General features: G+C 72.6%; 17 protein-coding genes. 6 read left to right on the top strand and 11 right to left on the bottom strand.

Annotation, left to right across the window (positions count from 1 at the left end):
• Window positions 1–44: 44 nt before the first annotated feature.
• Together ACFV46_RS11885 and ACFV46_RS11880 are read right to left on the bottom strand one after the other, a co-directional pair.
• Window positions 45–962, bottom strand: a complete 918-nt coding sequence (locus tag ACFV46_RS11885; RefSeq protein ID WP_385497926.1) for a DsbA family protein — start codon at window positions 960–962, stop codon at window positions 45–47.
• Window positions 959–1393, bottom strand: a complete 435-nt coding sequence (locus tag ACFV46_RS11880; protein ID WP_385497925.1) for an RrF2 family transcriptional regulator — start codon at window positions 1391–1393, stop codon at window positions 959–961. Before ACFV46_RS11880 ends, ACFV46_RS11885 begins: the two co-directional genes overlap by 4 nt.
• 138 nt (window positions 1394–1531) lie before the next feature.
• Here ACFV46_RS11880 and ACFV46_RS11875 point away from each other — a divergent pair, with 138 nt between their 5' ends.
• Window positions 1532–2038, top strand: a complete 507-nt coding sequence (locus tag ACFV46_RS11875) for a cupin domain-containing protein (RefSeq protein WP_151787796.1) — start codon at window positions 1532–1534, stop codon at window positions 2036–2038.
• A gap of 36 nt (window positions 2039–2074) precedes the next feature.
• On the opposite strand, the gene ACFV46_RS11870 is transcribed toward ACFV46_RS11875, so the two are convergent.
• A complete protein-coding gene (locus tag ACFV46_RS11870; protein ID WP_385497923.1) occupies window positions 2075–2854 on the bottom strand; it encodes an NAD(P)H-dependent oxidoreductase in 780 nt (259 codons plus the stop codon).
• Between the two features lie 151 nt (window positions 2855–3005).
• On the opposite strand from ACFV46_RS11870, the gene ACFV46_RS11865 reads away from it, so the two are divergent.
• Entirely contained in the window at window positions 3006–3899 is an 894-nt protein-coding gene (locus tag ACFV46_RS11865) for a helix-turn-helix transcriptional regulator (RefSeq protein WP_385497922.1), read from the top strand.
• Here the strand turns inward: ACFV46_RS11865 and ACFV46_RS11860 are convergent.
• Window positions 3844–4530: an alpha/beta fold hydrolase gene (locus ACFV46_RS11860; protein WP_385497921.1), complete on the bottom strand. Its 687-nt coding sequence runs from the start codon at window positions 4528–4530 to the stop codon at window positions 3844–3846. The two genes, ACFV46_RS11865 and ACFV46_RS11860, sit on opposite strands and share 56 nt — an antisense overlap.
• Window positions 4531–4706: 176 nt before the next feature.
• Here ACFV46_RS11860 and ACFV46_RS11855 point away from each other — a divergent pair, with 176 nt between their 5' ends.
• On the top strand, window positions 4707–5681 hold the full coding sequence (locus ACFV46_RS11855; RefSeq protein ID WP_385497920.1) for a helix-turn-helix transcriptional regulator: 975 nt from the start codon (window positions 4707–4709) through the stop codon (window positions 5679–5681).
• A 46-nt stretch (window positions 5682–5727) separates the two neighbouring features.
• Here the strand turns inward: ACFV46_RS11855 and ACFV46_RS11850 are convergent, their stop codons facing one another.
• Entirely contained in the window at window positions 5728–6978 is a 1251-nt protein-coding gene (locus tag ACFV46_RS11850; protein WP_385497919.1) for an acyl-CoA thioesterase/bile acid-CoA:amino acid N-acyltransferase family protein, read from the bottom strand.
• Window positions 6979–7157: 179 nt separating this feature from the next.
• On the opposite strand from ACFV46_RS11850, the gene ACFV46_RS11845 reads away from it, so the two are divergent.
• Window positions 7158–7619, top strand: a complete 462-nt coding sequence (locus ACFV46_RS11845) for a hypothetical protein (protein WP_361932556.1) — start codon at window positions 7158–7160, stop codon at window positions 7617–7619.
• Window positions 7620–7701: 82 nt separating this feature from the next.
• Here ACFV46_RS11845 and ACFV46_RS11840 read toward each other — a convergent pair whose 3' ends face one another.
• The gene (locus ACFV46_RS11840) at window positions 7702–9426 is read right to left on the bottom strand and encodes an acyl-CoA dehydrogenase family protein (protein WP_361932553.1); all 1725 of its coding nucleotides are present in this window, start codon (window positions 9424–9426) and stop codon (window positions 7702–7704) included.
• A 72-nt stretch (window positions 9427–9498) separates the two neighbouring features.
• Window positions 9499–10056, bottom strand: coding sequence for a PadR family transcriptional regulator (locus tag ACFV46_RS11835; protein ID WP_376728308.1), 558 nt, complete (start codon window positions 10054–10056; stop codon window positions 9499–9501).
• Between the two features lie 159 nt (window positions 10057–10215).
• On the opposite strand from ACFV46_RS11835, the gene ACFV46_RS11830 reads away from it, so the two are divergent.
• Window positions 10216–11592, top strand: coding sequence for a pyridoxal phosphate-dependent decarboxylase family protein (locus ACFV46_RS11830; RefSeq protein ID WP_385497918.1), 1377 nt, complete (start codon window positions 10216–10218; stop codon window positions 11590–11592).
• A 7-nt stretch (window positions 11593–11599) separates the two neighbouring features.
• Here ACFV46_RS11830 and poxB read toward each other — a convergent pair whose 3' ends face one another.
• The 3 genes from poxB to ACFV46_RS11815 all read right to left on the bottom strand — a co-directional run bounded on the left by poxB (window position 11600) and on the right by ACFV46_RS11815 (window position 15528).
• Window positions 11600–13342, bottom strand: coding sequence for a ubiquinone-dependent pyruvate dehydrogenase (gene poxB, locus ACFV46_RS11825; RefSeq protein WP_385497917.1), 1743 nt, complete (start codon window positions 13340–13342; stop codon window positions 11600–11602).
• Window positions 13343–13413: 71 nt separating this feature from the next.
• Window positions 13414–14202, bottom strand: coding sequence for an acetoacetate decarboxylase family protein (locus ACFV46_RS11820; RefSeq protein ID WP_376728311.1), 789 nt, complete (start codon window positions 14200–14202; stop codon window positions 13414–13416).
• A gap of 237 nt (window positions 14203–14439) precedes the next feature.
• Entirely contained in the window at window positions 14440–15528 is a 1089-nt protein-coding gene (locus ACFV46_RS11815; protein WP_385497916.1) for an alcohol dehydrogenase catalytic domain-containing protein, read from the bottom strand.
• 117 nt (window positions 15529–15645) lie between these two features.
• Here ACFV46_RS11815 and ACFV46_RS11810 point away from each other — a divergent pair, with 117 nt between their 5' ends.
• Window positions 15646–16539 (top strand): LysR family transcriptional regulator, encoded by an 894-nt coding sequence (locus ACFV46_RS11810; RefSeq protein ID WP_385497915.1) that lies wholly within the window; start codon window positions 15646–15648, stop codon window positions 16537–16539.
• A 3-nt stretch (window positions 16540–16542) separates the two neighbouring features.
• On the opposite strand, the gene ACFV46_RS11805 is transcribed toward ACFV46_RS11810, so the two are convergent.
• The gene (locus ACFV46_RS11805; protein ID WP_385497914.1) at window positions 16543–17088 is read right to left on the bottom strand and encodes a GNAT family N-acetyltransferase; all 546 of its coding nucleotides are present in this window, start codon (window positions 17086–17088) and stop codon (window positions 16543–16545) included.
• Window positions 17089–17201 lie beyond the last annotated feature (113 nt).

Raw genomic sequence — 17201 nt, 5'->3', positions numbered from 1 at the left:
TGTCTCATTCGGTGGACGAGGACTGACTGCTGGTCAGAGGCTTGTCAGTGCACCGCGGATGGTCCGGGCGGGGTCACGGGGCGGGCCTGGGCCTCCTGCGGGTGCAGCCACAGCGGGCCGTTGCCGGTCTCGACGCGGACCGCTCCGGCCGGCGGCCAGGGGCCGTGCGTGAGCAGGGCGCGCTCCGGGTCGGTGAGGCTGCGGTGGTGCTCCAGCGCCCGCTGCGCGGACAGGGTCACGGGCGCCGCCGGGAGCCCCGGGCACAACTCGCCGACGGCCGCCGCGCAGGCGTCGTAGGAGCGCCAGCCGGGCACCACGCGGTACGCGTCCGGCGTCCGCAGGAGCAGGGTCGGCAGGGCGTAACGGCGGCCGCCGTCGGCGGTCTCCTTGGCGGCGCCCGGATGCGGGGAACCACCCGGCACGGACAGCACCTCGGGCACCGGCCGGCGGGCCTCGGCCCGGTCGGCGCGCACCCGCTCCCGTACGTCGGCGGAGGCGGCGTCGGCGGCCAGGCGGTCCGCGTCGAGGCCGGGCACGCCCTGCGCCGCGGACAGCGCCAGCTCGGGCGTGTCCGCCGGCTCGCCGTGAACGAACATCGTCTCGCGCAGTCGGCGCAGCACCCGGTCGGCCACCGTCCGGCCCTGCGATTCTGCCGCCTTGGCCACCAGGGAGCAGGGCCACGAGGACGCGGCGACCCGGCTCAGGCGCGCGGCGCGCGGGGCACCGGTGTAGGCGGTGATGTCCTCGACGTAGCGCGCGTACCAGGCGGTCTCCGCGGCCGGATCGGGGGCGGGGTCGTCGTCCTCGTCGAACAGGACGCAGAACACGCGCCGCCAGCGCGCCCGGCCGGCCAGAGTGGTGCGCAGCAGGCGCAGGACCGGTTCGGCGCCCCAGGACCACGGGCACAACGGATCGGTGTACTCGACGACTTCGAGCACGGGCGGATGCTGCGCGGAGGTCACGCGGCGCCCTGGTGGGCCGGTCGTTCCCGCGCGCCGTCGGAGAGCAGCGCCGCGACCGTCGTCCCGCCCAGCAGCGCGGCGACATCGGCCTCGATGTGCCGCCAGACGCCGGGCAGAGCAGCGGCGGCACCGGGGTAGTCGAGGTCGGCGGGCAGGGAGCCGCGCAGGGTGATCACCTCCCCGTCCACGGCGCGGGACACGTCGAGCAGGGTGATCTCGTCGGCGGGCCGGCCCAGCCAGTAGCCGCCTTCGCAGCCGCGCTGGCTGCGCACGAGTCCGGCCCTGCGCAGATCGCCGACCACCGACTTCAGGAAGCGGAACGGGATGCCCTGGGAGGAGGCGATGGATTCGCAGGTGAGCGGGCGGGAGGGTTCACGGGCGAGCTCGAGAAGGGCCCGTGCGGCGTAGTCCGCCTTCGCGGAGATATGCATGCGCCCATCATGCCTGACCCGGCCCGCGCGCGACGGCCCCTCGCGACCTCTGCGGCAACATTGCGGGAACATTGCCGCAGGTGAACGGCAATGGACACCAGTTGACATCCTTTTCGCGGCCGCTCTAGCGTCGCCGCCATGAGTGAGCCGCTGACGACCCCCGGCGAGGGTTTCCACCCGCACCTGCACGACACACCGACCCCCGCGACGACACCCCTGCGCGCCCGACTGCACCACATCCGGGCCGACGCCCTCGACGGCGACACCGCGCAGACCGGCGGCATGCGCAGGTTCGCCGCCGTCAGTGGCAGGACGGTGGGTTCCGAGAAGCTGTGGATGGGCCAGACCCACGTCGCCCCCGCCACGTCCTCCTCCGACCATCACCACGGCGAGTCGGAGACCGCCATCCACGTGGTGAGCGGACACCCCGAGTTCGTCTTCATCGACGGCACGGGCGACCAGGCGGAGGAGGTACGGCTGCGCACCTCCCCCGGCGACTACATCTTCGTCCCGCCGTTCGTGCCGCACCGGGAGGAGAACCCGGACCCGTCCGAGGAGGCGGTCGTCGTCATCGCCCGCAGCACGCAGGAGGCCATCGTGGTCAACCTGCCGAAGCTGTACGCGCTTCCGGCCGACGCGGACTGACGGCGACCGCTTCCCCCCCCCGGCCGTCACGGACGCTCAGCCTCGTATGTGCAGCCCGAACCCGGAACGGCCCGCGCGCTCCAGCCCCTCCCTGAGACGCAGTGACGGCATCTCGTAGTCGCCGGAGTTCTGCGGCCGGAACGGGATCGGCTCGGTCGACTCCAGGGTGAGCAGGCGCTGCCGCCACGCCTTGGCGATGTCCGGGTAGTCGGCGTCGGTCAGCCGGTCGGCGCCGTACAGCACGAACGGGGGCAGTACCTCGATGCCCGGGTAGTACAGGATGCCGTGGTGGATCGGGAACAGCAGGTCGTCGATGGGGCCGTTGATCCCACGCGCCGCGTAGTGCGGCTCATGGCCGCCCACGGTCACCGACAACAGCGCCCTGCGGCCCGCGAGGGTGCCCTCGCCGAACCGCTCCCCGTACCGGGTGTCGCTGTGCTCGCCCACACCGTAGGCGAAGTTCCGCGTGAACACCCGGTCCACCCAGCCCTTGAGGATCGCCGGCATCGAGTACCACCACAGGGGGAACTGGAGGACGATCGTGTCCGCCCACAGCAGTTTCTCCTGCTCGGCCCGCACGTCCGGGGTGAGCGTCCCGGTGTCGAAGGCCCGCCCCGAGTCCCGGACGACGTCCAGCCGGCCCGCATCCTCCATTCCGTAGTCGGCGGCGTCCACGGCCGCCTTCCAGTTCATGGCGTACAGGTCGCTCACCCGCACCTCGTGTCCGGCGCCCTCGAGCGTGGACACCGCGAGGTCCTTCAGCGAGCCGTTGAGCGACTTCGGCTCCGGGTGGGCGTGGACGATCAGCGTCTTCATGACAACTCCCTGTCGGATCGGTCGCCTTCGATCCTGGACGTCACGACGCCCGCTGTTCAGGGCCGCCCCGACCACCGGACACGACTTCCTGGTAACGGCAGGACCACCTTCGCGGCCACCGGGCCGGCCGGTGCCGGGCCATACTGAGGGCATGGAGGATCTTGCGAGCTTCCTGCGTATCCGGCGTTCCCGCGTCGACCCGGCTAGCGTCGGCATCCCCGTCGACAGCCGCCGCCGGGTCGCGGGACTGCGCCGCGAAGAGGTCGCGCATCTGTCCGGGGTGAGCGTCGACTACTACGTCCGGCTGGAGCAGGGCCGCGCCACCCAGCCGTCCGAGCAGGTACGGGACGCCCTCGCCCGTGTCCTCGGACTCGACGAGATCGAGCGGGGGCACCTCGACCGGCTCGCCTGCCAGCGCCGCCGCAACACGAAGGCGCCGGGCGTGCGGCTGCGGCCGGAACTGCTGCGCGTCCTCGACCTGGTGGCGGACGCACCCGCCACGATCATGAACCACCGTATGGACGTCCTCGCCGGGAACCGTCTCGCCGAGCTCCTGCACGGCCGCCCGATGCGGGGCTTCAACACCGCCCGGCACATCTTCCTCGACGAGGCCGGCCAGGGTCTCTACGCGGACTGGGAGAAGTGCACGGTCGACGTGGTCGGGCATCTGCGGCTGGCCGCCGGCCAGTATCCCGGCGACCCCCGGCTCGCCACCCTCATCGGCGAACTGGCCATGAACAGCGAGCGGTTCCGCCGCCTGTGGGCCCGCGCGGACGTACGGGCCCGCACGCACGGGCGCAAGGCGTACCGGCATCCGCTGGTCGGGCTGCTGGAGCTGCACCAGGAGAACTTCGCCCTGCCGTCCGAGGCGGGCGCGGAACTGGTGGTGCTGTCGGCGGCCCCCGGCAGCGCCGCCGAGGACGGGCTGCGGCTGCTGGCGGGGCTGAGCACCGGCGACGGCACCGCGCGGGACACTCGCTGTGAGGTGATCAGGCCGCGTCGGCCGCCACGGCCAGGATCCGGGCCAGTTCGGCCGGTTCGGTGAGCATGGGCCAGTGACCGGAGTCGATGTCGGCGAACTCGACCTTCTTGGCCCGGGCCAGCTCCGGCACGTCCCCCGCGCCGATCCACTCCCGGGCCTGCGCGGGCGTGAACTCCGGGCACACGACCAGGACGGGGACGTCCCACCGCCGTTCGTCCGTCAGCCGCACCACACCCCTGGCGACCCCTTCGGGCACCGGGATGGCGGAGGCCGTGAACGCGCTCCGGGCCTCCTTGTCGAGATCTGCGGCGTCCGCCCCCTCGAAGGGCTCCCAGCCGGGGAACGGCATGACGCCGTCCGTCACCTCGAAGAAGTCGGCGTACGGGCGGCCGTCCTGGGTCGGGCAGCCACCGATCAGGACGGCCTCGGCCACCTTGTCAGGCCGTCGGTCGGCGGCCAGCCAGGCCAGTGAGCAGGCGGCGGAGTGCCCCACCACCATCACCTTGCCGGGTGCCGCGTCCACGGCCGCGAGCACGGTCTCCAGCTGGTCGTCCAGCGTGGCGGACCGGGAGCCGTCCCCCTGCCCCGGCAGCGTGAGCGGCACCGGGCGGTGGCCGTGGCCCTCCAGCGCGGAGGCGACGCCGCCCCAGACGGAACCGTGCAGCCACAGGCCGCCGATGAGCAGGATGTCCATGATGTTCTCCCCTTTTGCCGGTTGACGGGTGTCACGGTAGGAGGAGATCCGGACGATCTGCTGCCGGATCTCCCGACGATCGTCCGGTGGTTCGTCCGACAGTCCTCCGACAGTCGTCCGGCGGTCGTCCGACAGTCGTCCGGCGGTCGTCCGGGCGAACGGACTAGCCTGCCCGGGTGCCGAACGATCTCAGCCCCACCGCCCGGGCCCTGCGCGCCCTGGAGATCCTCCAGGTCCGTCCCGGTACGACGGCGACCGAACTCGCCGAGCGGCTGGGCGTGACGGAGCGCGCCGCCCGCCGCTACGTGGAGATCCTCCGCGAGGCCGGTATTCCGGTGACGTCCACCCGGGGGCCGCACGGCGGTTACCGGCTGGGGCGCGGGACGCGGCTGCCGCCCGTGCACTTCACGCAGGCGGAGGCGCTCGGCCTGGTGATGGCCGTACTCAGCGGCCAGCCGAGCGCCGCCGACCCCGAGGACCTGGTCAGCGCCGCCCTCGGCAAGGTCGTCAAGGCACTGCCGGAGAGCGTCGGCCGTCAGGCGGCCCTGCTGCACGCGTACGCGTCGGCGGCGCCGGACCCTTATGCGACCCGCCCGGACCCGGCGGTCACCGGCGTGCTCGTCGGTGCCGTCGCGGCCCGCCACCGCGTGCGGATCACCTACCGCGGCGAGTCCGGTGCCGCGTGGGAGGCGGACGTCGATCCCTGGTCCCTCGTCGTCCGCTACGGCCGCTGGTACCTGCTGTGCCACAGCCATCGCGCGGACGCGGTCCGCACCTACCGGGTCGACCGGGTCCGCGCGGTCGAGATGACCGAGCAGCGGTTCGAACCGCCCGCGGATCTCGACCCGGTGGCGGTGCTGGAGGAGAACCTGGGCGTCGGCTGGGCGTACCCCACGCGCGTGGGGTTCGACCTGCCCCCGGCCGAGGTGGCCCGGTGGATCCGGCCGCCGATGGGACGCCTGGAACCACTGGGGGACGGCTGCGTCCTGGTGGGCAGCACCCGCAACCCGGCCATGTACGCACAGGAATGGCTGGCGGTGCTGCCCGTTCCCTTCCGCGTCGAGGGCGGGGAGGAACTGCGCGCGGCCGTCGCCGCCGTCGCCGCGCGCTTCACGGCCGCCGTGGCCGGCCCACCCGGTCGGATGCCCTGAGGCATGATCTGAGGGGGTGGCGTCCCGCGGTCGCCGGACCGGGCCGTCACCGGTCCAGGAGCCGCAGGATCCGGGGCCAGCTGTCCGCCTTCGCCCGGGCGTCGGCGGCCTGGGAGCCACCCAGATCCACCCACCGGTCCGCCGCCGGGTCATGGATGTACGTGCCGCTCGCCTGGTACGGCACACCGGCGACCCCATGCCCGGCGCCCTCGTAGACGAGTGCCCGGTGCCGGGCGCCGGAGGCGTTGGTCCGTCCGGCGATGCTCTCGGCGGCGGCGGCCGAGAGCCACAGCCGGTCCTTGCCGCCCGCCACGGCGAGGACCGTGCCGCGCACCCGGTCCAGCGGGATGGTCTCGAACCGCACGGGGCGGCCCGCACGCGTCCAGCTCACGCGGTCGTCCACCGGGAAGACGGTGCGGGTGCCCGGCGCCCACACCACCGCGTCCCGGACCAGGTCCGGGTGGTACTGGGCGAGCAGTTGGGCCGCCTCGCTGCCGCGCGAGCCGCCCAGGACCGCGAGCCCTTCCGCCCCGGCGCCGGCCCGGCCGCGCAGCAGGCGCGCGGCCCGGACGAAGTACTCCAGCTCGATGTCACGCAGTTCCTTCGGCCGGCCCGCGCAGGCGAAGTAGCACAGGGACAGCGCCGGATGGCCGCGCGAGGCGAGGAGCGCGGCCTCCCGGTCCAGGGCGCGTCCCCCCTCCGAACCGCCGAACAGCAGAACGGGGGCCTTGCGGGCGGCGCCGGACGGCGGCAGGAAGAGCAGGGCGTCCAGCTGGTCGTCCTTGACGGTGAGCCGCTCGTGCCGCACGCCCTCGGCCCGCCACCGCCGGGTCACCGTCCGGTGCGCGATCTCCCGGTCGCCGCTGCGCACCGCGAACCGCACCTCGTACGACGGCTGCCGGGTGGGCGGCCCCGAGGCGAACCAGCTCTCGTCCGCCTCCCCCTTGCGCGGGCGCATCGACCAGAACAGGCCCATGCCGTCGGTCTCCTGGAACGTCCCGCTCTCCGGGCGGCGCCGCGACAGGTCCACGACGCCCTCGTCGTCGGCCGTGTACCGGGCGCGGCCCGTCCATTCCAGCCCGTCGCCGTCGACGGCCCGGGAGGTGACGGTGACCGCTTCATCGGCGTGCAGCCCGGTCACGCGGAGGCGGACCGGCTCGTCCACGAAGGCCACGGGTCTGTCGACCTCGATCCGGGCACTGCTGCTCGCCTTCGGCGGGCCCTGCGCCGTACAGGCCGCACCCGCCAGCAACGACACCAGCACGGCACCGAGCACCGTGCGAACCCCCGTACGCATCATGCGCACAGTCTTTCGCAGAGCGACGAAGTGGATCAACACCCGCCTGCCGCCCCTGACATCTGTCAGGGACCGTGCGCCGGTTCCGTCGCCTAGGGTCGGCCGTGGACGCTTCGCGCAGGTCGGCGTCCGCACGTCGCAGACCATGGCCTCGACAGGGGGAACCGATGAGCCGCTTCATGGATCGAAGGACGTTACTGAGATCGGCCGGGTCCGCGGCGGTGGCGGGGTCGCTCGGCGCCCTGGGCGTCTCGGCGCTCGCCACACCCGCGCACGCGGCACCGCCCGGGACGATCAACACCGACCAGGTGTTCGTGACGACCAACCGCCTGACCCACGCCCCGAACCAACGGGGAAGCATCGTCATCGAGATCCGCTCGGGCTACTACGGCGGCTACCAGTACGGCTGGGGACGCATCCAGGGGTCCGGCTGGGACCCGCGGGGCTGGGTCTGGCTGGAGATCAGCACGGACGGCGGCCGGAGCTGGTCCTTCGCCGACGCCACCTACCTCTCGGACGGCACCGGCTACACGCACACGTCCGGGTGGCTCACCCAGGCCGACCCGAACTACGTGTTCAGGGCCAGCTACGACAGCAACCTCAGGGCGGTCAACCCGTACGTGCGCAGCGGGATCTGGTGACGTCCCCCGAACGATCGTGAGCACACTCCGGCCCGGGAGCACCCGCCCCCGGGCCAGGGTCATGGCAGGAGTGGCCGCGGCCTCAGGGCATCATCTCGTACGCCCCCGACAGCGCCTCGACGCGCTGCCAGACGCGCTCCGAGCGGTCGCCGTCGACGACGGGACGACGGACCGCGCCGAGGGCCCACCGCTGCTGGTCCTCGGTCGCGGAGTCCTTGCCGTGCAGTTCGACGGCGTGCGCCGAGAAGTCCCGTACGAGGACGGCGAACAGCTCGTCGAGGACGTCCTCGTCGAGGTCCGACAGGGCGGCCTGCTCCAGGACGAGCTGCCCGTGGACGACGAGCGCGAAGAGCTGACCGACCGCCAGGAGCAGGTCGAGGTCCCGGCTCTGCTCCTCGTCCGGAGCCGCCGTGCGCACGAACTCGCAGAGCGCGTCGGCCTGTTCGCGGAAGCGGGCGACGTTGGGCAGATGGGTGTGGGCGTCGAAGGCCGGCCGCCAGTCGTGGAAGCGGACCGAGCCGAGACCGCGGGCCGGGCCCTGGCGGAAGAGGAAGTCGTCGTCGGCTGCGTCGAGGCGGGTCGGGACGGGCTCGTACGCGACCGGGTCGAGGAGGTGGTTGCGCATGAACTTCAGGATGAGGGCCAGGTTGACGTGGACGGTGCCCTCCAGCTTGGGCAGGCCGCGGATCTCGACGGCCGCCTGGGCGAAATAGTTGTCCTTCTCGAAGCCCTTGGCCGCGATGACGTCCCACATCAGGTCGATGACCTTCTCGCCCTCCGTGGTCACCTTCATCTTCGTCATCGGGTTGAAGAGGAGGTAGCGGCGGTCGTCGGGGCCCGCGGTGCGGAAGTAGTCGACGGCCCGGTCGCTGAACAGCTTCATGCCGACGAGCCGGACGTACGCGTCCGTCAGTTCGCGGCGCACGTGCGGGAAGGCGGTCACGGGACGGCCGTACAGGATGCGGTTCCGGGCGTGTGTGACGGCCTCGTACATCGCGTGCTCGCAGATGCCGATCGAGGCGGTGCACAGGTTGAACTTGCCGACGTTGACCGTGTTCAGCGCGGCGTCGAAGGCGGCCCGGCCGGTGTGCAGGACGTCCTCCGCCGCGACCGGGTAGTCGGCGAGGCGGAACTCGCTGACGTACTTGGAGGAGTCGACGACGTTCTTCACGAGGTGGTAGGCCGGGTGACGGCTGTCGGCGGCGAAGAAGACGTACCCGTCGGGGCCCTCGACGTCGGTGCGGCGGCCGAAGACGGAGACGAGTCCGGCGGCGTTGCCATTGCCTATGTAGTACTTGGAGCCGCTGGCCCGGAAGCCGCCCTCGCCGTCGGGCTCGAGAAGCATGTCGGTGCTGTAGATGTCGGCGCCGTGGGACTTCTCGGACAGGCCGAAGGCGAACACCTCGCCCTGGGAGAGCAGTTCGGCGGCGCGGGCGCGCGCTGCGGCGTTGTCGCTCTGCCAGACGGGGCCGAGGCCGAGGATGGTGACCTGCCAGGCGTACCAGTAGTCGAGGCCGTAGAAGCCGAGGATCTCGTTGAGCGCGGCGATGCGGGCCGTGTCCCAGCGCTTGTGGCCGTCGTCCTCGCCCGCCGCCGACGCGGGGGTGAGGAAGGTCGCGAAGAGGCCCTCCTTGGCGGCGAACGCCAGGAAGTCGCCGAGCCAGGCGCGGGTGCGGTAGTCCTCGATGATCCGGCGCTTGCCGCGCTCCTCGAACCAGTCGACGGTGGCGCGCAGCAGCCTGCGGGTCTCCGGGTCGAAGTGCGCGGGGTCGTAGGTCCGCGGGTTGAGGAGCAGCGCGTCGGCCATGGAAGCCGCCTTTCGGCTGGGAGGGGTGAGGGTGGGTCCGGGCCGGGGCCCGGGGGGTGCCTGCTCCGCCGGTCAGTCGCCGGTGCGGAAGCGGGCGAGCGTGGCGAGGACGTCGTCGAGCCAGGCGATCATCATCTGCTCGTAGGCGATGCCGCCGCGCAGCACGACGTGCTGGAGTTCCCGTTCGGCGTCGAGCCCGCCGTCCGCCGGGGGTGCGCCGAAGTCGCGGGTCTCCCCCGCGCGGTAGTGGGCCAGGCGGGCGGTGTGGGCCTCGCGGTGCCGTTCGACCTCGTCGATGAGGGCCGCCGGGTCGGAGAAGGCGGCGCCGCGCACCTTGACCGCGAGGTCGTGGCGGACGCTTTCTGGTTCGGTGGGTTCGCCGAGCCAGGCGGAGAGTGCCTGACGGCCCGCAGCGGCGACGGAGTACTCCTTCTTGTCCGGACGCCCGTACTGCGGGACGTCCCGGACGTCGACCCAGCCGTCGCTCTCCATGCGCTTGAGCACGCGGTAGATCTGCTGGTGGGTGGCGGTCCAGAAGTACCCGATGGACCGTTCGAACCGCCGGGCCAGTTCATAGCCGGAGCCCGGCTTCTCCAGCAGGGAGACGAGGATCGCGTGCTCGAGCGCCATGCCCCCGATCCTGCTATGCACCTCGTTGCATAGCAACGTGGGGAGGGTGAGACACCGGTCACGCGGCGTCCGTCGCCCCGCTGCCGTCACGTCCCGGGGGCCGGATCGTCCCCGATCGGCCGCTTCCGGGCGTCCCGGCGAGGTGGTTACGGTGCGGCCATGGACGAGCTGACGCAGATCCTCCGCCACGCCGCCGAGCAGGCCGCCGGCTACCGCCGCTCGCTGTCCGAGCGGCCGGTGGCGCGGTCCGTGGACCACGCGGCACTGCGGGCCGCCTTCGCCGCACCCCTCGACCGCCCGGGCACCGACCCGCGCACGGTGATCGACGAACTGGTGGCCGCCGCCGATCCGGGGCTCGTCGCCTCGGCCGGGCCCCGCTTCTTCGGGTTCGTCGTCGGCGGCGCCCTGCCCGCCGCCACGGCCGCGGACATCCTCACCGCGGGCTGGGACCAGAACGCCTTCAACGCCGTGCTCTCCCCCGCCGCGATCGCCGCCGAAGAGGCGGCGGGAGGGCGGCTGAAGGACCTGATCGGACTGCCCGCGACGGCCTCCGCCGGGTTCGTCACGGGCGGGCAGGCCGCCAACACCGCCGGTCTCGCGGCGGCCCGGCAGCACCTTCTCGCCGAGGCCGGCTGGGACGTCGGACGCCGGGGCCTGGCCGGTGCCCCGCGCCTGCGGGTGGTCGCGGGCGAGGAGCGGCACGCCACCGTCGACCGCTCCCTGCGGCTGCTCGGCCTGGGCACCGACTGCCTCCAGCCGGTGCGCACCGACGACCGCGGGGCGCTCGACACGGACGACCTGCGCCGCGTGCTCGCCGCCGGCCCCGGCACGCTCACCATCGTGTGCGCGCAGGCCGGCAACGTGAACACCGGCGCCTGCGACGACCTCAGGGCGGCCTGCGACCTCACGCACGCGGTCGGCGGCTGGGTGCACGTGGACGGCGCCTTCGGCCTGTGGGCGGCCGCGAGCCCGGCGACCCGGCACCTCGTCGACGGGGTGGAACGGGCGGACAGTTGGGCGTGCGACGGGCACAAGTGGCTCAACGTCCCGTACGACTGCGGGTACGCCTTCTGCTCCCGGCCCGCCGTCCACGCCGACGCCCTGTCGTACTCCGCGTCCTATCTCACACGGGCCGAGGCGACGCCGGCCGGTGGCGCCGACTACACCGCCGAGTCGTCCCGCCGCGCACGCGGCTTCGCCACCTGGGCGGCGCTCCGCGAGCTCGGCCGCGACGGCGTCACGGAACTCGTGGACCGCTGCTGCGCGCTCGCCCGGCGCTTCGCCGAGGGCCTGTCGGCGGCGGGCTTCGACGTCGTCAACGAGGTGACGCTCAATCAGGTCCTTGTCGGGTTCGGGCCGGACGCCCGCACGGACGCCGTCGTCCGGGCGGTGCAGGAGGACGGCACCTGCTGGGTGGGGGCCACGACCTGGCGCGGGCGGCGGCTGATGCGCATCTCCGTGTCCGGCCACGCCACGACCGAGGCGGACGTCGACCGCTCGGTCGCCGCGATGACGCGGGTGGCCCGAAGTCTCTGACGGCGTGTCACATCAGGGGCAGCTGCCGCAGATTCGTCTTGGCCAGTTCGATGATCTCGTCCCCCCGCCCCGTGAGGATCGTGCGCGTGGCGAACAGGGTGAAGCCCTTCATCTGCTCGAACGTGATGTTCGGCGGGAGGGACAGCTCCTGGCGGGCGGTGCGCGCGTCCACGATCGCTGGTCCCTCGTGGGCGAACGCCTTCTGCACCGTCTCCTCGAGCTGGTCGGCGCGGTCCACGCGCGCCCCGAAGAGGCCGATCGCGCGGGCGATCGCGGCGAAGTCCACGTCCTCCAGGTCGGTGCCGTAGTTGACGATACCGCCGGCCTTCATCTCCAGCTCCACGAACGACAGGGCCCGGTTGTTGAAGACGATGACCTTCACGGGCAGGTCGAGATGGCGCAGGGTGATCAGCTCGCCCAGGAGCATGCTGAGTCCGCCGTCCCCGCACAGGGCCACGGCCTGCCGCGCGTTCCCCGAGGCGCACTGGGCGCCGATGGCCTGGGGCAGGGCGTTCGCCATGCTGCCGTGGTTGAAGGAACCGATGAGCCGGCGCCGGCCGTTCATCGTGAGGTAGCGGGCCGCCCATACGGTGGGGGTGCCGACGTCCGCGGTGAAGACGGCGTCGGCGGTGGCGTGCCGGTCGACGGCGGCCGCGACCTGCTGGGGGTGCATCACCGACGCGGACGGTTTGCCCTCGGTGAGGTCGTCGAGGCGGGAGCGCACCGTTCGGTAGTGCGCGGTGAGCTTGTCGAGGAACTTCGTGTCGTCCTTGGCCCGGATGAGCGGCAGCAGGGCGGCGGCGGTGTCCTTGACCGTGCCGACCAATGGCACCTTGACGCCGACCCGGCGTCCGATGTGCTCCCCGCGGATGTCGACCTGGACCACGGGGACGTCGGGGGCGGGGTAGAACGGCCGGTAGGGGAAGTCGGTGCCGAGCATGAGCAGGGCGTCGCAGTGCTCCATCGCCCGGTACCCGGAGCTGTAGCCGATCAGACCGGTCAGTCCCACGTCGTACGGGTTGTCGTACTCAAGGAACTCCTTGCCGCGCAGCGCGTGCACGATCGGGGCCTTCAGCGCACCGGCCAGCTTCATGACCTCGTCGTGGGCGCCCTGGCATCCGGCGCCGCCCAGGATGGTCACCCGCTCGGCACGGTTGAGCACGTCCGCGGCCGCCTCCAGGGCGGTGGAGTCCGGGGTGACGTGCGAGGTCGTGGCCCGGACGGGATGGGAGAACGCCGCCACGTCACCCCGGGTGAGCAGCATGTTCCCCGGGACGACGAGGACGGAGACGCCTCTGCGCTCCAGGGCCGTGCGCATCGCGATCCGCAGCAGCCGCGGCACCTGGTCGCCGGTGGCGGCCAGTTCGGCGTAGACGCTGCACTCGCGGAACAGCTCCTGCGGGTGCGTCTCCTGGAAGTACTCGCCACCGATCTCGTCGGCCGGGATGTGCGCGGCGATCGCCAGGACCGGCACCCGGCTGCGCTGCGCGTCGTACAGCCCGTTGATCAGGTGCAGATTGCCGGGACCGCAACTACCCGCCACGACGGCGAGTTCGCCCGTGAGAGCGGCCTCGCCGGCGGCGGCGAAAGCGGCGCTCTCCTCATGGCGTACGTGGGCCCACCGCACGGTGCCGTTGCGGCGCAGGGAGTCCGTGAATCCGTTGAGGGAGTCGCCGGGGAGACCGTAGACGCGGCGCACTCCGGAGGCCGCGAGGGCCTCGACCATGCAGTCGGCAACTGTCGTGCTCATCTGGCGCACCTAACTGTTCTGTGAGCTCTCGGGAGTTCGCTGTCGGAGGTTCAAAGGGGACAGCGCCCCCTTCAGGTGAGCGGAAACACCTGCGTCACGTTGTAGGACATCGAGCCGCGGAATCCCATGCCCGCGCGCACCGGGCGGAGATCGCCGAGTTCCTCGCGGGGCGCCTGGAACAGCTCGATCTCGCTGCTGCCGATCCATACGTCGGCCAGTTGCTGATCGCCGTATTCCATCCGCACCAGTTCGTGCACCGCCGGCTTGTCGTACTTGCCGACTTCGAGCGTCGGGAAATGCCGCAGATTGATGGTGTCCCGGCTCAGCAGCGGCGTCGGGTCCTCCAGGCGCTTCTCCAGGGTGACCCTGGCCTGGGCGAGCGTCCGTTCGTCGCAGGAGACGCTGGCACCGAAGCGCGCGCCGGGCGACAGCGTGGGCGACGCCTTCCCCGGTGAGGCGAAGACCCGGGTCTGGTGCACCTGCCCGATCTTCTTCGGGAACCCCTGGACCAGCCCGCGTGCCAGGGCGTGGTGATTGTCGACGTAGATGTACGGACACCAGGAGACGGGCCGTCCGTCATGGTGGGCGTCGACGAGGACGAAGAACTCGCGGTACTGGCTGTAGACCGGGTCGAGGTATTCGTCGTTCTCCCCGTTGAACTGCCAGTCGAAGAAATAGGCGACGACCCGGCCTGACGATTCCGGATCGGGGGTCAGCCCTTCGGGAAGCGTCGCCTCCGCGGCTGCCGGATCGGTGAAGTATTCGACCCCGATGACGTCTCCGGCGTAATGCCAGGGGGGTGCCGGGGCCTCGTTCGCCTCGCCCTTCGGGGAAAGCGGAACAGTGTATCCCTTGAGCATGGGTACCTCCAGCTGGATACAGAGGGAGACAGGCAGATCGCGGCATGTGAAAGCGCCTTTTTCTCCCATGAGAGGCGTACCGATACAAAATAACTTGGATGCTCAACCGTTGCCTGGGGAGCAGCGGGGCCGTGGATCGCCGCGGTCGCCGTGTGCCGACGGCGACGGTCATGGCGTCGTTCGCTTCAAGTGGGCACGCCCATGCGTCCGTTGCCTTGAGGCCATCGGCGGGGGGAGTCAGCCGGTGCGCGGGGTCAGGGCGGTGCGGTCGAACGGACCGGGGTGCGCGGCGGCGTGCGTGACGGCGTCGTTGACGGCGTCGAGCGGGAACGACCGGACGCGTTCGGGGGCGAGGTCGAGTGCGCCGGAGGCGAGGAGCCGGATGAGGCCGACGTTGGCGGTGCGCGGGGCCATCCACTGGCCGCGCACGGTGATCGAGTTGCGCATGATCCAGGGGTAGGGCAGCGCGAGGTCGTCGCCGCCGAGCATGCCGACGCCGCCCATGAGGACGACGCGGCCGTACTCGCGGACGGTCATGGCCGCCGCGCGGGCCGCGGAGCTGGGTGCGCTCGGCGGGAGCAGATCGATGACCATGTCGATCGGGCCGTCGGCGGCCTCGGACATCGCGGCGCGGTCGGTGGCCTCCTCCCCCGACAGCGTGACAGGACGGACGCGGGAGCCGAACCGGTCGGTGAGGAGTGCGAGCGCGTCCTGGTTGCGGCCGGGGACGATCACACGGCCCGCCCCCATCGCCAGCCCGACCGCGACCGCGCTGCTGCCGAAGTTCCCGGTGGCGCCGCTGACGAGCAGGGTCTCCCCGGGCTTCAGGTCGCCGGCGAGGAAGCCGCCGTAGGGCACGGCGTGCACCGCGAGCGCGGCCCAGCGGGCCGGGTCGTCCCCGGCGGCGGAGGGCAGCGGGAAGACGTTCTCCGTCGGGACGCGCATGAGCTCGGCGTAGGAACCGTCGTGCAGGTGCCGGGCGAGCGCGGCGCCGCCGTCACCGCGTGAGCTCCAGCCCTGGAGCGCGATGTCGGGCGTCAGGGCGTCGTCCCGGGAGCGCACGGTCGGATCGCACCAGACCAGGTCGCCGGCGCGCAGCCGGGTGGCGTCCGGACCGGTGCGCAGGACGCGTCCCACGCCGCCCAGGCCGGGAACGACCGGCGGGACCAGGGGGTAGTTCCGTACGCCGCCGAAGACCTCGGCCGCGTACGGGAGCACGCAGGTGGCCAGCACTTCGACCAGCACCTCGCCGCCCACCGGCTCGGGATCGGGTGTCTCCCGCACCTTCAGCGGGGCGCCGAACGCCGTCAGAACCGCTGCTCGCATGTCATGACCTCCGTATGCGTCGCTGTCACCGGGGGACGGGGACAGCGGGTTCGACGCTAGGCGCCCCAGGGGCATGCGGGAAGCGACGATCCTGCATGCGTGGTATGCGTATGCGGCATGGACGTCTCCAGTTCGGGCCTGCGGGTCCTGCAGCAGATCGCGGAGTCCGGCAGCTTCACGGCGGCCGCCGCGCGGCTCGGCTACACGCAGTCGGCGGTCTCGCGCCAGGCCGCCTCGCTCGAGCGCAGCGCGGGCACCACCCTGTTCGAACGCCGCTCCGACGGAGTGCGGCTCACTCCCGCGGGGCTGACCCTGCTGCGGCACGCCCGCACGATCCTGGACACCCTCACGGCGGCCGAGCAGGACCTGACCGGCACCGCCCCACGCACCGAGGTCGTACGGCTCGGGGTGTTCCTCAGCGCCGGATCGGTCGTCCTGCCCGTCCTGCTCGGACGGCTGGCGGCGTCCCATCCGCACCTCACGGTCACGACCGTCGAAGGCACCACGCCCGGTCTGACCAGGGCCCTGCGTGCGGGTTCCGTCGATCTCGCCGTCCTGACCTCCCGCCCGCCGCACCGGCCGCCGGACGGCGAGTCGCCCCGGCTGCACACCGAGACCGTGGAGGACACCGAGCTGGTCGTGGCGGCATCCGCGGGAGGCGCGTTCGCGGGCCGCACCACCGTGCACGTCGACGAGCTCGCCGACGCACCGTGGATCGCCGCGCCGTCGTCGCGGTCGGAGCCGCTGCTCGGCGTCTGGCCGGGCCTGCCCGCGCGACCGCGCGTCGTGCACTCCACCCGTGACTGGCTGACCAAGCTGTACCTGGTCGCCGGCGGCTTCGGCGTGACGACGGTGCCCGCCCGTCTGGCACCGCTGCTCCCGCCCGGGGTGAGCCTGCTGCGCGTCGAAGGCGCGGCTCCCGAGATCCGCCGGGTCCTCGTGGCCCGCCTGCCGGGCCGCGCGACCCCGGCCGTCACGGCCGTCACCCGGGCCATCATGGCCGCCGTCTGACGATCAGGTCGCGGGCGGCGCTCCCGTGACACCGTCGCCGGCCTTCTCCATGAGGGTGAACGACTTGGGAGCACCGCCCGGTTGGGGCTTGCCCGCCTTGTGGCCGACGACGCGGTAACCGGCGTCCAGGTAGTACGCGTGCAGACGGGCGTTGCCGGCCAGGCAGTCCAGGCGCACGAACGCCCGGCCCGTCTCGGCCACGCGTCGCTCGGCGGCCCGCAGCAGGGTGCGGCCCGCCCCGGGCGGGGCGGTGGCGCGGTCGACCATGAGCCGGTGCACATAGCCCGCGACCGGGGGTTGCGGTCCCCAGGCGTCCTCGTCGTCCCACCACAGCTCCCAGGCGCCGACGACAGGGCCCTCGGCCCCCGACTCCGCGATCCAGACCTCCCCCCGGTCCATGACCCGGCGGAAGTGGTCCTGGTCGAGCTGGCCGGGCTGCCACTGACCGGTGACGCCACGGGCCAGCATCCAGCGGGCGGCGTCGTCACGGAGCCGGACCAGCGTGCCGAGGTCGGCCGCCTCGGCGAGCCGGAAGCGAAGATCGTTCATGCGGGGATCGTCGCACGGGGCGGTGTGATCGGGTCCGGCGTGGCCGGCGCCGTCCGCGCGGCGGGCGCGCTCGGTGCCCCCGGCTCGGCCGGAGGGCAGGTGCTGCGGCTGGT

This window comes from Streptomyces sp. NPDC059852 (assembly GCF_042731455.1).
GTDB lineage: Bacteria > Actinomycetota > Actinomycetes > Streptomycetales > Streptomycetaceae > Streptomyces.
This window is presented reverse-complemented; position numbering and strand designations above follow the sequence as displayed.

Excerpts from the sequence above, each read along its gene's own strand:
- ACFV46_RS11880 (WP_385497925.1), bottom strand. The coding sequence starts at position 1,393 with ATGCATATCTCCGCGAAGGCGGACTACGCCGCACGGGCCCTTCTCGAG.
- ACFV46_RS11875 (WP_151787796.1), top strand. The coding sequence starts at position 1,532 with ATGAGTGAGCCGCTGACGACCCCCGGCGAGGGTTTCCACCCGCACCTG.
- ACFV46_RS11870 (WP_385497923.1), bottom strand. The coding sequence starts at position 2,854 with ATGAAGACGCTGATCGTCCACGCCCACCCGGAGCCGAAGTCGCTCAAC.
- ACFV46_RS11865 (WP_385497922.1), top strand. The coding sequence starts at position 3,006 with ATGGAGGATCTTGCGAGCTTCCTGCGTATCCGGCGTTCCCGCGTCGAC.
- ACFV46_RS11860 (WP_385497921.1), bottom strand. The coding sequence starts at position 4,530 with ATGGACATCCTGCTCATCGGCGGCCTGTGGCTGCACGGTTCCGTCTGG.
- ACFV46_RS11850 (WP_385497919.1), bottom strand. The coding sequence starts at position 6,978 with ATGCGTACGGGGGTTCGCACGGTGCTCGGTGCCGTGCTGGTGTCGTTG.
- ACFV46_RS11845 (WP_361932556.1), top strand. The coding sequence starts at position 7,158 with ATGGATCGAAGGACGTTACTGAGATCGGCCGGGTCCGCGGCGGTGGCG.
- ACFV46_RS11840 (WP_361932553.1), bottom strand. The coding sequence starts at position 9,426 with ATGGCCGACGCGCTGCTCCTCAACCCGCGGACCTACGACCCCGCGCAC.
- ACFV46_RS11835 (WP_376728308.1), bottom strand. The coding sequence starts at position 10,056 with ATGGCGCTCGAGCACGCGATCCTCGTCTCCCTGCTGGAGAAGCCGGGC.
- ACFV46_RS11830 (WP_385497918.1), top strand. The coding sequence starts at position 10,216 with ATGGACGAGCTGACGCAGATCCTCCGCCACGCCGCCGAGCAGGCCGCC.
- poxB (WP_385497917.1), bottom strand. The coding sequence starts at position 13,342 with ATGAGCACGACAGTTGCCGACTGCATGGTCGAGGCCCTCGCGGCCTCC.
- ACFV46_RS11820 (WP_376728311.1), bottom strand. The coding sequence starts at position 14,202 with ATGCTCAAGGGATACACTGTTCCGCTTTCCCCGAAGGGCGAGGCGAAC.
- ACFV46_RS11815 (WP_385497916.1), bottom strand. The coding sequence starts at position 15,528 with ATGCGAGCAGCGGTTCTGACGGCGTTCGGCGCCCCGCTGAAGGTGCGG.
- ACFV46_RS11810 (WP_385497915.1), top strand. The coding sequence starts at position 15,646 with ATGGACGTCTCCAGTTCGGGCCTGCGGGTCCTGCAGCAGATCGCGGAG.
- ACFV46_RS11805 (WP_385497914.1), bottom strand. The coding sequence starts at position 17,088 with ATGAACGATCTTCGCTTCCGGCTCGCCGAGGCGGCCGACCTCGGCACG.